At 53.7% G+C, this 14,217-nt stretch carries 8 protein-coding genes; 6 read left to right on the forward strand and 2 right to left on the reverse strand.

All coding sequences use genetic code 11. The features are described 5' to 3' along the window. Positions 1-44: 44 nt before the first annotated feature. Complete coding sequence (locus D5398_RS22525) at positions 45-6,077, reverse strand: alpha-2-macroglobulin family protein (RefSeq protein ID WP_120509608.1); 6,033 nt, start codon at positions 6,075-6,077, stop codon at positions 45-47. A gap of 263 nt (positions 6,078-6,340) precedes the next feature. Between D5398_RS22525 and greB the strand changes: the two genes are divergently transcribed. The 6 genes from greB (at position 6,341) to D5398_RS22555 (ending at position 13,558) form a co-directional block, all read left to right on the forward strand. Next, positions 6,341-6,814, forward strand: a complete 474-nt coding sequence (greB, locus tag D5398_RS22530; protein WP_120509630.1) for a transcription elongation factor GreB — start codon at positions 6,341-6,343, stop codon at positions 6,812-6,814. Positions 6,815-6,925: 111 nt separating this feature from the next. Beyond that, the gene (locus D5398_RS22535; RefSeq protein ID WP_120509609.1) at positions 6,926-9,259 is read left to right on the forward strand and encodes a Tex family protein; all 2,334 of its coding nucleotides are present in this window, start codon (positions 6,926-6,928) and stop codon (positions 9,257-9,259) included. Positions 9,260-9,673: 414 nt separating this feature from the next. After that, entirely contained in the window at positions 9,674-9,898 is a 225-nt protein-coding gene (gene feoA / locus D5398_RS22540; RefSeq protein ID WP_120509610.1) for a ferrous iron transporter A, read from the forward strand. A gap of 92 nt (positions 9,899-9,990) precedes the next feature. Beyond that, positions 9,991-12,309, forward strand: a complete 2,319-nt coding sequence (feoB, locus tag D5398_RS22545; protein ID WP_120509611.1) for a Fe(2+) transporter permease subunit FeoB — start codon at positions 9,991-9,993, stop codon at positions 12,307-12,309. An 8-nt stretch (positions 12,310-12,317) separates the two neighbouring features. Next, positions 12,318-12,554 (forward strand): FeoC-like transcriptional regulator, encoded by a 237-nt coding sequence (locus D5398_RS22550; RefSeq protein ID WP_120509612.1) that lies wholly within the window; start codon positions 12,318-12,320, stop codon positions 12,552-12,554. Between the two features lie 83 nt (positions 12,555-12,637). Then, positions 12,638-13,558 carry a LysR family transcriptional regulator gene (locus D5398_RS22555; RefSeq protein WP_120133914.1) on the forward strand — a complete coding sequence of 307 codons (921 nt, stop codon included), beginning with the start codon at positions 12,638-12,640 and terminating at the stop codon, positions 13,556-13,558. Here D5398_RS22555 and D5398_RS22560 read toward each other — a convergent pair. Further along, positions 13,538-14,182 (reverse strand): hypothetical protein, encoded by a 645-nt coding sequence (locus D5398_RS22560; protein ID WP_120509613.1) that lies wholly within the window; start codon positions 14,180-14,182, stop codon positions 13,538-13,540. The genes D5398_RS22555 and D5398_RS22560 overlap by 21 nt on opposite strands. Between the last annotated feature and the right edge of the window lie 35 nt (positions 14,183-14,217).

Below are 14,217 nucleotides of genomic sequence, written 5' to 3' on the forward strand. Positions count from 1 at the left end.
AACAGGTTACGCCCCGCCGTGAACGACGGGGCTACTGCGTTTTGTTATTTTTTAGCAACAGCCGCTTCGTCGGCTGGCACGACGATCAACTTTTTGTCGCTGACGGAAAGCGCCTGAACCTCACGGTCATACATCGCTTCACCGTAAGCTGGCGGGATCACAAAACTGCCGGTGTTGGTGGCTTTGATCTGATACACAAACTCCTGCACATCGGTGCTGGCGCTGCCGTAAATCACTACGCGGTCCTCACGAATATCGCTGTAATCCGGCGCCCAGGTGGAACCTGAGGCCGCCAGCGGTGACTGCCACGACGCAGAAGCTTCTGCGTCACTGTTTTCGTCACTGCTGTCAGATTCCGGTTCCGGTGGCGTTTGCTGAACCACTTCGAAGCCGCCCGGCAGCAAATCGACAATCGCCAGATTGCTTTTGCCTTCCTCTGAATTAGCACGGACTTTCAGATGCACGTTGATCTTCTGCCCCAGCGTGACCTGCGTGACCGCATTGCCTTTTTCATCCGTGTAATCGCGGGTAATTTCCAGACCGCGTGAAATCGCTTTCTTCGGTGGGGAAAGATCGTAACCGGCCTGTGTTACCACATACCAGGCGGGCGCATCGTTGCCGTTTTCAATGCGAAGTGCCTGCGTATCCGCAGTGAAACTGGCTTTAGCAAACAGCCCCTGAACCTGTGAAATCAGCTGCGGTTCCACATTTTTGGTTTTGCTGATTTGCGTGATTTTCAACGCGTCCGGTACCGTGGCCTGCGCCGCGACTTCGGCAGAATAACTCTCCAGCGCCAGAATACTCATCGCCGAAGAATACGTCGTATAGCGTTCCTCTTTCAGTGCCTTAACCATATTTTCCAGCACCTGCGGCGGGATAGCGGAGACTTTTTCCGGGAAGTGGCGGGTGATCAGATACAACCGCGTCGCGTCCTGCACCAGTGGATCGAAATAGCTCTGCGTCCACCAGGCTTTGTCATACGCCTTGCTCAGTTGCTTCCACGTTGGCTGCAACAGGGTGTTCGCTTCATCATCCATTTTCAGCAGACGATAAGATGAGGCCAGATACATCGCACTGAGATCGGTTTTCCAGGTGTCCGGATAACGTTGCTGCAGGGTGTCCTGCACCGAGGCCAGCGAACTGGTGGTGATTTCACCCTGACGCGTCAGCAGATACACCGCCCAGGCGCGCAAACGAAGCGTATATAAATCATCATTCTGATTCGCCGCCAGTTCGCGCAGCGCCGAATTAGCCTCTTCGAGCATACCTGCCGGTAAGGCGACGCCAGCGGCTTTCGCTTCCAGCAGATATTGCACCACATAAGGCGTGACAAACGGATCGGTTTGCGGCGACGAACGCCACAGGCCAATCGCGCCACTGTCATTCTGACGTGAACGCAAGACCGCCAGCATATCTTTCAGCTGCTTGCTGTTTTCGGCCTGACTCTGCACGCCTTTCATCTCCGGATGGAGAGTGCCGAGTATCAGCGGAACGGAACGGCTGACAATCTGCTCAGAACAGTAGTACGGATAGTTCGCCAGATATTGTGACAACCCGCTGGTCAGCACCAGCGGCGAGTTGGAGACCGCCGCAGTCCGCACCGAATAGGCATCAAACATCTGACGCAGGTTATCGACGTTCTGACTGCGGCCGCTCATGCGTCCCATCACCGATTGCGTACGGAACGGCATCGCCGGACGCACCGAGGTGCTGATCGTCCGGCGGCTGGTTTTATCAGCATATTTTTCATCTAAAACCCGTGCTTCAAACACCAGCGGCGCATCGCCCGGCAAAGCCTTAGCGCGCAGACGGAAGTTAATCACGCCTTCGCGTTTCTCAGCCAATGAGATGTTCTGATCGGCTTTACCCACTACTTCAAGTTGCGGCGGCACGCTCAGGTGAATCGCGACCGGAATGCTTTTTCCGTTCAGCCCCTCGAGGTTATTGCTGACCCCGACGCTGACGTCAAACTCATCGCCCGGTGCCACCATCGACGGCACATTCGGCGTCATGATGAAGTTATCGCGCACAGTCGCAGAAGTCTGCGCCTTACCGATTTTGTCTGGCGTAACGGAAATCGCCATCACGCGGATTTTACCGTTGAAGTAATCCGGCACCTGATAATCGAACTGCTTCTCGCCGTTCACTTCAGTAATGCCTGACCAGTACGCCACCGGTTTATCGCGCTTACGCTTGAACGGATTGACGTTCAGATCCAGCCCTTCTCCGGCATCTCCGCCCGGCGCTGCGGCCAGCTGCATCAGCTTGCTGAATTCCGGCAGGATAAGATCGAGGATCTGTGAGCTTTCCACACCCAGCTCGCGCTTGCGGAAGAAGTATTCCAGCGGGTCTTTCAGGCGATAACGCGCCACCTGCAAAATCCCCTCATCGACAGCGAAAAGCGCGACCTGCTGCGGACCGTCCGTCATCACGGTCATCGCCAGATTTTCACCCGGTTTTATCACTTCCGGCGCATCGACTTCGAGGTAGTTCTGGCGCGCTTTAGTGCTGATTTTAAACGGCATCACGCCGTAGCTCAGCGGGCTCATAAAGATTTCATTGGAATTCACATCACGAACGAACTGTACGTTGATGTAGCCATTGCCTTCCATTCCCGCAGGAACGCGGATTTTCTGCACCGAACTGGTGGTATCGGTGTGGAACCATTGCCAGCTGTAAACTTTATCTTTCTCAATAGTGATCAGCCCGCTGCCGGTATACGGCGCGTTGATGGCCACTTCAATTTCTTCACCCGGCTGATATTGTGCCTGATTGAGTTTCAGTTTTAGCTCGGCATTACGGTCCAGTGAACGGCTCAGATTGGCGTTACCGGCCACGGTGTAGCCGATGCGGTTCAGCACATTGCCTTTCGCATCTTCGACTACCAGCACGAAATCACCCGGTTTATCTGTCGCCAGCGTCAGGTCATTACCCTGCGTGGCCAGTGACAGCGGCTGTTCCGACAGCTGAACCTCTTTCATTTTTGACTGGTATTTGTAAACGCCAGAATCCTGTTTAGTCAGCACAGAGATATATTTCTGCTCGACGAGCGCAACTTTCAGATCCGGTAACGCAATCTTATTCAGCGAAGGATCGACCGCAATCACGTTCAGATGACGAACGGCGTTGTGATTGATGTAACCCAAATCGCCGTCGGCTTTCACCCCGACCAGATAGTCATAAGGCGAAACCAGTACCCGCGCCGTCGCGGCTACAGAACGGCCACCACCGGCCACAAAGGCTTCGGAAAGCAGTTGCAGCTGATAGGTCGCATCCGCGTAAGATTTCAGATCCAGCCCGATAGTCGCCGCGCCTTTTTCATCGGTGGTACGGTCTTCCAGTTCTGTTTCAAAACCGTCGTTGTTCTGGCGGTTCTCGTAGAACGCGTAATCCGGGAACTGATCGAAGCTCGGATACATCGGGCGCAGCGTCAGTTTTGACGTCACACGTCGATCCTGCGCAGGCGTGCCAAACAGGTTCTGCACATCAATATTGGCCTGCAACTCAGACGGTTTCACCCAGCCTTGTTTACGCTCCGGCGTCAGTTGCAGCTTCACCTTCAGCTGATCCGGTTCGAATTCTTTGACGTTGACCGGGGTATGGCCCAGCAAAGTCGAAGACTCATTATCTTTGCCGATGAGATACAGATAGACGTTCCATTCACCAGTCGGAGAATTATCGTCAGTCGTATAACTCAGCTCATTGAAACCGCTGGCACCGAGCGTCAGCGGGATCGTGCTCATCAGCTTGTCGCGCGGGTCATGAATTTCGGCACGCACCGGCACACCGGCCAAGCCGTTACTCCAGTCGGCAGCGCGGGTAATCAGACCGATATTGAACGTATCCCCCGGACGATAAACGCCACGATCGGAGAACAGATAACTGCTCAGCGTACGCGGGTCGTTCGGCGTGATTTCACCATCAACATCAAAACGGGAGAAATCGAGGCCGCGGTCGTTATTTCTGTCCGCAGGCAGGAAGGACACATCGCCCTCTTTTTCGACCAGGAACATCACCGGCTGGCGCTCGCTGGTATACACGTCCAGCGCAGGGAAACGCACATGGCCGTCTGCGCCGGTCATTTGCGTCAGCAAGGTCACGCCATTTTTGGCAATGACCGACACTTTCGCATTCGCCACCGGCGTGCCGCTGTGAATCGACTGCACAAATACGTCGCGGGTTTTATCCTGCGAACGCTTGGCAATAATCCCCAGATCGGTAACTACCACAAAGCGTGAATCGCCCACTGGTGCTTCGTCTTCGCTCTGGTAATCGTCCTGATATACATTGCCGTCGTCATCCGCTTCCGGTTTCACTTCTTTCTTCTTCGGATCCCATTCCGACAGCGTCAGCAGGAACACACCACGGTGTGAAGACGGATCTGTGGAGAGATAACGCGAGAGATCGACGCCCTGATAATTCACTTCACCCGGCTTGTCGTTGTTTACAGCAGTCTGATACTTAAAGTGTTCGGTAAAATACTCGTCATTGAGACGGTTAAATTCTGCCGATGAATACTGGCGGCTTTTGAATGACACGATGTGTTGCAGCTGGCCTGGGATCACCCGTTTGATATCCAGACGCATCCCCGGCACGTTGCGCGCCGCGACGCTGATCTGCTTATCGCCATTTACCGACAGCAGCGAGCCCTGCGACATAAATTGCAGGGATTTCGGATAATCTGGCACCGCAACAATCCGGTAAACTTTTTCCGGCATTTTGTAGCCACCGGAAGAGGTCAGAATGTTGTCGATTTCCACCAGCATGGCGCGGTGCGCCGGTGCATCAAAGCGGAAACTGAACTGTGGCTGATAATCACTTTCGGCGTCATTGAGCTGAATATTCAGCGGCGTGGACTGCGCGAGAACATTATTTTCCACGCTGTCGACTTCCCAGCTGGCGTAATCATCCGGGCCTTTGGCTTCATGCTGATCGTTCGGATTGTGCTGTGGCAGTAACCAGACTTTGACTGCCTGGCGGATATCTTTGTCTTTGACCGCATCGCTGAACCCAACGATCAGCGCACGCTGACCTTTCGCACCGTCGGCATCCACTACCTGCGCGCTGGCTTCGTTAAGCATCAGGCTGTAAAGCGTCGGCACGGACACCACGCCATTTCGGGCTTGCGTGGTCGGTGCAGAAGGCACCGACGCTTTCACGCCCTCACCGATTGTCACCCGCACGGAACCGCCGTGATCGAGCGATTTCAGGGGTTCTGAATGCACCCAGGCATTGATTTTTTTCTGGTCGTAGACCACGGAATAATTGAGTTTCGACTCCGTTTTGGCTTTCCCTTCTGTCAGACCAAGCGAAATCTGTTTTTCAAAACTGGCAACATCCACCGGTGCATTGAACTTAACGTTAAAAATCGCGCTACGTTTTTGCGGGTCCTGCGGATCCTGATAGTACTCGGCCTGCCCCAGCTGATAATCGAAAGCGGGAGCGGTGAATTCATAACGGGTTTTCGCCAACTTGATTTGAGGGGCGAGGAGGACGTCAGGTGTGAAATTGACTTCATATTTCGTGCCCATCGGCAGCGGATTTTTAGGTGAGAACACTAAAGTGTAGCCGCTTACCCATTTCCATTCGCCTTCGGCAGAAGGTTTCAGGGATATCCCTTTTTCAACGACTTTACCTACGTCGGTAATCGGCGCCACGGAGTTGCGGAAATTGAAAATTGCCTGCTGCGGCGCAGGTTTTTGCGCAGCATAATTGATGGATTCCGGGCCGCTTACGCGCACACTGGTGTCCTGATAAACCATCGGCGCCGGTTCGATGGGTTGTGGCCGGTTGAGCCACCAGTGCCAGCCGTAAACACCCGCGCCCGCAACGCACAGCAAAACCAGAATTGCCAGACTGATGGCTTTGGGGTACTTATCCACTCCGCCTTCAAGACGTGTAAAACCACGCTTAAGCCAGCCGGACATTGCCGTCCACCAGGCAGGCGCACGCCAGTCGATGTTGCCGACGATCGGTTTAAAAATGCGGCCCAGCAGACCCGCAACAAAGGCCAGCACGCGCAAGATGCCTTTTATCAATGTAAAAGGCAGACGAAGTAAGAATTTTAATAAATCCATTTGTACCTGTACCCCATCCCTATTGACGTATAAACGCGAGTGATATTTTTATTTAATTCATTGTATTACGTGAAATATCTGAAGGTAAAAAAACGTAAGAAACCGCACAAAAGGATAATAGCTCTCCGGCTAAAAAGCCATCATATAAAGCTTAGCAGTGAGCCGGGTTTTTCGGTCAATTTGTGCGCTGTCCAAAACGCGATTGTGTGAAACAATGGCGGCAGATTTCTGTGCAGGAAAATAGTGGGAAAGTGACCGGTAATATGAAAACGAAACTGATTACCCGTGAAGGCTACGACAAGCTCAAAACTGAGCTGGATTTCCTGTGGCGCGATGAGCGTCCGGAAGTGACCAAAAAAGTCACCTGGGCGGCAAGCCTGGGCGACCGCAGCGAAAATGCCGATTACCAGTACAACAAAAAACGGCTGCGTGAAATTGACCGCCGTATCCGTTACCTGACCAAATGTATGGAACAACTGCGCATTGTCGATTATTCGCCTCAGCAGGACGGCAAAGTGTTCTTTGGCGCCTGGGTTGAAGTGGAAAATGACGACGGCGACATCAAACGCTTTCGCATTGTCGGTTATGACGAAATTTTTGGCCGCAAAGACTACATTTCTATCGATTCCCCCATGGCGCGCGCCCTGCTGAAAAAAGAAGTCGGCGACAGTCTGGTGGTGAGCACGCCGGTTGGCGACGCGACCTGGTACGTCAACGAGATTGACTACGGGAAATGATCAGCTAACTCTCAAAACGCGCAGGCAGGCGGCCTGATGACTGGCATTTTTAGTCTTCAAACCGTATAACTGTGCCCTGCTTTTTTAAATGAAAGAACCGATACCAGACCTATGAATGATCAACTGAGCCGCATTATCGCAAGTGAATTGCAGGTTCGCCCGGAGCAGGTTGCTTCCGTGGTGCGTCTGCTGGATGAAGGTAATACCGTGCCCTTTATTGCGCGGTATCGTAAGGAAGTCACCGGTGGGTTGGATGATACCCAGCTGCGTCAGTTGGACACCCGTCTGGGTTATTTGCGTGAGCTGGAAGACCGCCGCCAGACTATCCTCAAGTCCATTGATGAACAGGGTAAACTCAGTGAAGATCTGGCGAAAGCCATTAATACCACGCTGAGCAAAACCGAGCTGGAAGACCTGTATTTGCCGTTCAAACCGAAGCGCCGCACGCGCGGGCAAATCGCTATCGAAGCCGGGCTGGAGCCACTTGCAGAATTGCTGTGGAACGAGCCGCAAAACGAGCCGGATGCAACTGCCGCAAAGTTTATCGATGCAGATAAAGGCGTGGCGGATACCAAAGCGGCGCTGGATGGCGCGCGCTACATTCTGATGGAGCGTTTCGCTGAAGATGCGGCGCTGCTGGCGAAAGTCCGTGAATACCTGTGGAAAAATGCCCATCTGACTTCCCGCATGGTCGATGGCAAAGAGCAGGAAGGCGCGAAATTCCGCGATTACTTCGACCATCACGAACCGATTTCTCAGGTGCCTTCGCACCGTGCACTGGCCATGTTCCGCGGCCGTAACGAAGGTGTCTTGCAGCTGGCGCTGAATGCCGATCCGCAGCATGACGAACCGCCAAAAGAAAGCTACGCCGAACAGCTGATCATCGACCATCTGGGGCTGCGTCTGAATAATGCGCCTGCCGACGTCTGGCGTCGTGCCGTGGTCAACTGGACATGGCGCATCAAAGTGCTGCTGCACCTTGAAACCGAGCTGATGGGCACCGTGCGTGAACGTGCTGAAGATGAAGCGATCAACGTTTTTGCCCGCAACATGCACGATTTACTGATGGCAGCACCGGCAGGTATGCGCGCGACCATGGGTCTCGATCCGGGCTTACGTACCGGTGTGAAAGTCGCCGTTGTGGATAACACCGGCAAACTGGTGGGTATTGATACCGTTTATCCACACACCGGTCAGGCCGCGAAAGCCGCACAACAGGTTGCAGCGCTGTGCATCAAACATAATGTCGAACTGGTCGCTATCGGTAACGGTACCGCATCCCGCGAGACTGAGCGTTTCTTCGTCGAGCTGCAAAAACAGTTCCCGGCGGTAAAAGCACAGAAAGTGATTGTCAGCGAAGCCGGTGCCTCTGTGTATTCCGCTTCCGAACTGGCGGCGCTGGAATTCCCGGATCTGGACGTTTCCATTCGTGGTGCGGTCTCTATTGCGCGCCGCTTACAGGATCCGCTGGCAGAGTTGGTGAAAATCGATCCGAAATCCATTGGTGTCGGCCAGTATCAGCATGACGTCAGCCAGTCACAGCTGGCGAAAAAACTCGATACCGTAGTGGAAGACTGCGTGAACGCCGTGGGTGTGGATCTCAATACCGCCTCCGTTCCCCTGCTGACCCGCGTGGCCGGTCTGACCCGCATGATGGCGCAGAATATCGTTAACTGGCGCGACGAGAACGGTCAGTTCCGTAACCGCGAACAGCTGCTGAAAGTCAGCCGTCTGGGGCCGAAAGCGTTTGAGCAGTGCGCGGGCTTCCTGCGTATCAACCACGGCGACAACCCGCTGGATGCCTCAACGGTTCACCCGGAAACCTATCCGGTGGTCGAACGCATTCTGGCAGCAACACAGCTGGCGCTGAAAGAGCTGATGGGCGATTCGAATGTGCTGCGCGGTCTGAAAGCCAGCGAATTCACCGACCAGCAGTTCGGCATGCCGACCGTTACCGATATCATCAAAGAGCTGGAAAAACCGGGCCACGATCCGCGTCCTGAGTTTAAAACCGCGACCTTTGCCGATGGTGTGGAAACCATGAACGACCTGATGCCGGGCATGATCCTTGAAGGCTCCGTCACCAACGTCACCAACTTCGGCGCGTTCGTCGATATTGGCGTGCATCAGGATGGACTGGTTCACATCTCATCACTGGCGAACAAATTCGTTGAAGATCCGCATACCGTGGTGAAAGCCGGCGATATCGTGAAAGTGAAAGTGATGGAAGTCGATCTGCAACGTAAACGTATCGCGCTGACCATGCGTCTCGATGAGCAACCGGGCGAAGCACCGGCACGCCGTTCATCCGCACCTGCGGCAGGCGATAACCGCGACAACCAGAAACGTCCTGCGCAAAACAAACCAGCTGGCCGCAATGCCGCACCTGCTGGCAATAATGCAATGGCCGATGCCCTGGCTGCTGCACTCAGCAAAAAACGTTAATTTTTCGCGTTTCCCCCCATACACGAAAGCCGCTGATATTCAGCGGCTTTTTTTATGTGTCTTTTTTCGACACTTTTTAAACTCAATCCTAATGAATCAATCACTGAGGTAAATCAATAAATCGTCACGGTTGCAGGCATAGGATAGCCATGCGGTGGAGAAACCCGCGAAGAGGAACACCTCTTTTCTTTTGTCTCCTTACGCGTACTAATTATGATAACTATTCTCGTTTGTACTTCTTTGCGTATTTACTACGCCGTCAGTTTCACACTGACAATTTTGCACCAGGGACAATTTCTGAGCAGTTTGTTCGCAACATAAATCGCTAATCAGTGGACTCACCGGGCAGGGACGCACGGCGCAGCAAGACCAAGCGTCGTCACCCAATAACGCCTGACATCCTCGCGAGGAACTATGCAACTTCAATCGAAACGTGCTTATAAAATCACCGGCTTTTCTCATGAAATCAGCCCGGCCTATCGTCAGAAACTGCTTTCTCTCGGCATGCTTCCGGGATCATTCTTCAACATCATTCGCGTGGCGCCGATGGGCGATCCGGTGCAGATAGAAACGCGCCGCACCAGTCTGGTCGTTCGCAAAAAAGACCTCGACCTCCTCAAGCTCGAGATGCTGGCCTGATTATTAATGATGAATGCTTTTGCAAGATTGTTTAGCGCGGCCTCTTAAGGTTTTCCGCGTTTTTTCCCTTTCTCACACGTAGATCTGAACGTATGAAAGCACTGACTATTGGCCTGATTGGTAATCCAAATTCAGGTAAAACGACCCTTTTCAATCAGTTAACGGGTTCACGACAACGCGTAGGTAACTGGGCTGGCGTCACCGTAGAACGTAAAGAAGGCCAGTTCGCGACAGCAGAACACCAGATTACATTGGTGGATTTACCGGGTACCTATTCGCTGACCACCATCTCCGAACAAACCTCGCTCGATGAGCAGATCGCCTGTCATTACATTCTGAGCGGCGACGCGGATCTGATGATCAACGTCGTGGATGCCTCAAACCTTGAGCGCAACTTATACCTGACCCTGCAATTGCTCGAGCTGGGCGTTCCGTGCATCGTCGCGCTGAACATGCTCGACATCGCCAAAATTCAGAACATCAATATTGATATTCCTGCGCTGTCTGCTCGCCTTGGCTGCCCGGTGATTGCCCTGATTTCTACCCGCGCCAGCGGTATCAAAGAACTGAAAGCGGCTATCGATGAATTGCCACAAGTAGCAGCGCTGGAACGCGTGAAATACCCTCCGGTTTTGCAACAGGAAGTGGAAGTCCTGGCCGCTGAAATGCCGCAGGACATGGCGCTGCAACAGCGTCGCTGGCTGGCTTTGCAAATTCTTGAAGGGGATATTTACAGCCAGACGCATGCAGGCAACGCGCAGGCATTATTGCCGCAGGTGAAAGTCAGGCTGGCGGAGCAAAAGCTGGAAGATCCGGCGCTGCTGATTGCCGATGCGCGTTACCAGAGCATTGCGTCACTGTGTGCAGACGTCAGTAACTCGCACCTCACCGCCCCAAATAAGCTGACGCAAGTGCTGGACCGCGTGATCCTCAACCGTTTCCTCGGTGTGCCGATTTTCCTGCTGGTGATGTACCTGATGTTCGTGCTGGCGATCAACATCGGCGGCGCGCTGCAACCGATTTTCGACATCGGCTCGGCGGCGATTTTCATTCAGGGTATGCAATGGGTGGGTTTCACCTTGCACTTTCCGCAGTGGCTGACCATTTTCCTCGCCCAGGGTGTGGGGGGCGGTATCAATACCGTTCTGCCGCTGGTGCCGCAAATCGGCATGATGTATCTGTTCCTCTCCTTCCTTGAAGATTCCGGTTACATGGCCCGCGCGGCCTTCGTGATGGACAGGCTGATGCAATCGCTTGGTCTGCCAGGGAAATCCTTCGTGCCGCTGATTGTCGGTTTCGGCTGTAACGTGCCGTCCATTATGGGTGCCCGCACGCTGGATGCGCCGCGTGAACGTCTGATCACCGTAATGATGGCACCGTTTATGTCCTGCGGTGCGCGTCTGGCGATTTTCGCCGTCTTCTCTGCCGCCTTTTTCGGGCAGGATGGCGCATCGGTGGTGTTCTCTCTGTATCTGCTGGGCATTGTCGTCGCCATCCTCACCGGCCTTCTGCTCAAATACACCATCATGCGCGGTGAAGCCTCGCCGTTCGTGATGGAGCTGCCGGTGTATCACGTTCCGCATCTGAAAAGCCTGCTGCTGCAAACCTGGCAGCGTCTGAAAGGCTTCGTGCTGCGCGCCGGTAAAGTCATTGTGATTGCGAGTATTTTCATTGGCGCACTGAACAGCTTCTCTTTCAGCGGTCAGGCGGTGGATAACATTAATGATTCCGCGCTGGCTTCAGTCAGTAAAGTGCTGACGCCGGTGCTGGCACCGATGGGCGTCCACACTGATAACTGGCAGGCGACGGTCGGTCTGGTCACCGGCGCGATGGCGAAAGAAGTGGTGGTGGGTACGCTCAATACGCTATACACCGCAGAACACATTCACAATGAAGAATTCGACGCTGCAAACTTCCATCTGCTTGATGAGCTGGGGGGAGCCGTGAACGAAACATGGCAGGGCCTGAAAGATACCTTCAGCATCAGCGTACTTTCCAATCCGATCGAAGCCAGTAAAGGCGATGGCGAAATGGGCGTCAGTTCGATGGGCGTGATGAGCACGAAATTCGGTACCGCCATTTCGGCTTACAGCTACCTGATTTTCGTATTGCTGTACGTGCCTTGCGTGTCGGTCATGGGTGCGATTGCCCGTGAAACCAGCCGCAGCTGGATGACGTTCTCCATCTTCTGGGGACTGAACGTGGCGTATTCCCTGGCGACCCTGTTCTACCAGGTGGCCACTTTCAGCAGCCATCCGGCGTACAGTGCGGGCGTTATCCTTATCGTGCTGTTGTTCAACGCCATCGTACTCACCTGTCTGCGCAAGGCTCGCAGCCGTGTCAGTCTTCATTTGCAGCCGCGTAATATTGCGGCCTGTTGTGAACCGGCTACCGGCAGCGACTGCCACTAGGAGACACGATGACTACGCTAATTCAGGTTCGCGACTCTCTTGCGCTGGCTGGCAGGGCGGATGCCCGCCAGCTCAGCCTTCAGCTGAATGCACCGCAGCCGCTGGTGCAGGCCATGCTGGAGCGGCTGGTGGCAATGCGCAAAGCAGAAACGGTAGAAGCGGATGACAGCTGTCTGAGCGGCAGCTGTAAAAGTTGTGCCGAGGGCAAGAAATGCCTGACGGTGTCCTACTCACTTATCCGCTAATGCCCTGACTGAATAGTCGCGCTGCGGCTATTCAGTTATCATCGTCAGGTCGCAACGGCCATCAATGCGCCGCAGGAGCCTGTATGATCGACAGTGAAATCACCTTCCGTAAACTCGAAATTTTCCTCGCCTACATGGAAAAGCAAAACATCACCCGCGCAGCCGAGCAGCTGGGTCTGAGCAGCGTGAGCGTGCATCGTGCCCTGCATTCGCTTGAAGAAGGATTACGCTGTCCGTTGTTTATCCATCGCGGCCGTAATCTGCTGCCTCTGCCCGCTGCCGAAGCGTTGCTGGAACATGCCACGCAGGTGATTGAGCAGATGGAACACGGGATCCAGGCAACGCAGCGCGCCGCCGGTTTTGGGGATAAACGCCTGAAAGTCGGCACCTTATATTCTCTGACGCTGGAAACCATTCCGCGCCTGATTATGGGGCTGAAACTGCGCCGTCCGGAGCTGGAACTGGAGCTGGTGATGGGGTCTAACAGTGATTTGCTGCACAAACTGGAAGACGGTCAGCTGGACGCCATCCTGATTTCGACCAGTGATTCGAGCGTGGATGCACAGCGCTACGATCAGTTACCTCTTTTTCAGGATGATATTTTTCTTGCCGCACCCGCCAGCGCAGAGCTGGCCTGCGAAGGAACAGCGGATTTACGCGATTTTAAAAAGAAGAAATTCGTTTCACTGGCAGAAGGGTTTGCGACTTACCACGGATTTCAGGAAGCCTTCCAGATCGCCGGTTTTGAGCCAGACATTGTCACGCGGGTGAACGACATTTTCTCAATGCTGAGTCTGGTACAAGCGGGCGTCGGATACACGTTGATTCCCGGCAGGATGAAGGGCGTGTATGAAAATACGGTGAAACTCCTGCCGCTGGCCGAAGCCTACCAGATGCGCCAGACCATTTCGCTGGTCTTCCCGCACAGCCGCGAGCACGATCCGAACCTCCTCGCCCTCGCCGCTGAAAGCCGGATGTACGCGCTAGCGAGCAGAAAGCGCTGAGAGACGTTCACTGTTTTGCGCAATCAATACGACCGGCCAATGCGTTTTATCAGGATGATCGCTCCAGATAGCAGACTCAGGAATGCTAACACCGTCATATCGCATTTTCGAACCGTCATAAGGATAAAATTGTCCTTTATCGGTATCAAGTATGAAAACCAATAATCCCGCTGAATCCTGCGCAAGGCGTTTCCACAGGGCGCGGCCGCCGGTGTAATGATCGTTATCACTCATCAAAGTGAGATGCTTGTTTACCACCAACGTTTCATACAATAACGTCGCCAAACGGTAATCCCGCATTCCAGAATTAACCACCACGCCTTCAACCTGAAATGCTTTATCGTCCTCCCAGAACTGGCGCACCTCAAGCAAGTCATGGTTGTTTTCCCTGCGTGCAAGCTCCAGCGTCGCTACGACGTGGTGTCGTTTTTCGCCCCGGTTGTCAGTTCTGGTTTGTGCTTCTGCAATAGCAATAAACGGAATTTTTTCATCATAGATGATCAACATATCAATGTTGTTGAATCGTATCTCATCGATAATTTCAAACCGTCTGGCAAGAGTGGCTGGACTGTACGACCTTTCAAGCACGATCATTTGCGAATCCCCGCGAATTAAAACTGGCATGATATCCCTTCGTTCAGAGTGGTTGGACAATAGCA

This window comes from Rahnella bruchi (assembly GCF_003614975.1).
Classification (GTDB): Bacteria; Pseudomonadota; Gammaproteobacteria; order Enterobacterales; family Enterobacteriaceae; genus Rahnella; species Rahnella bruchi.

What these genes read in the sequence shown, in the direction of transcription:
- D5398_RS22535 (WP_120509609.1), top strand. Translation starts at nt 6,926, where the DNA reads ATGAATGATCAACTGAGCCGCATTATCGCAAGTGAATTGCAGGTTCGC.
- D5398_RS22560 (WP_120509613.1), bottom strand. Translation starts at nt 14,182, where the DNA reads ATGCCAGTTTTAATTCGCGGGGATTCGCAAATGATCGTGCTTGAAAGG.
- feoA (WP_120509610.1), top strand. Translation starts at nt 9,674, where the DNA reads ATGCAACTTCAATCGAAACGTGCTTATAAAATCACCGGCTTTTCTCAT.
- greB (WP_120509630.1), top strand. Translation starts at nt 6,341, where the DNA reads ATGAAAACGAAACTGATTACCCGTGAAGGCTACGACAAGCTCAAAACT.
- feoB (WP_120509611.1), top strand. Translation starts at nt 9,991, where the DNA reads ATGAAAGCACTGACTATTGGCCTGATTGGTAATCCAAATTCAGGTAAA.
- D5398_RS22550 (WP_120509612.1), top strand. Translation starts at nt 12,318, where the DNA reads ATGACTACGCTAATTCAGGTTCGCGACTCTCTTGCGCTGGCTGGCAGG.
- D5398_RS22555 (WP_120133914.1), top strand. Translation starts at nt 12,638, where the DNA reads ATGATCGACAGTGAAATCACCTTCCGTAAACTCGAAATTTTCCTCGCC.
- D5398_RS22525 (WP_120509608.1), bottom strand. Translation starts at nt 6,077, where the DNA reads ATGGATTTATTAAAATTCTTACTTCGTCTGCCTTTTACATTGATAAAA.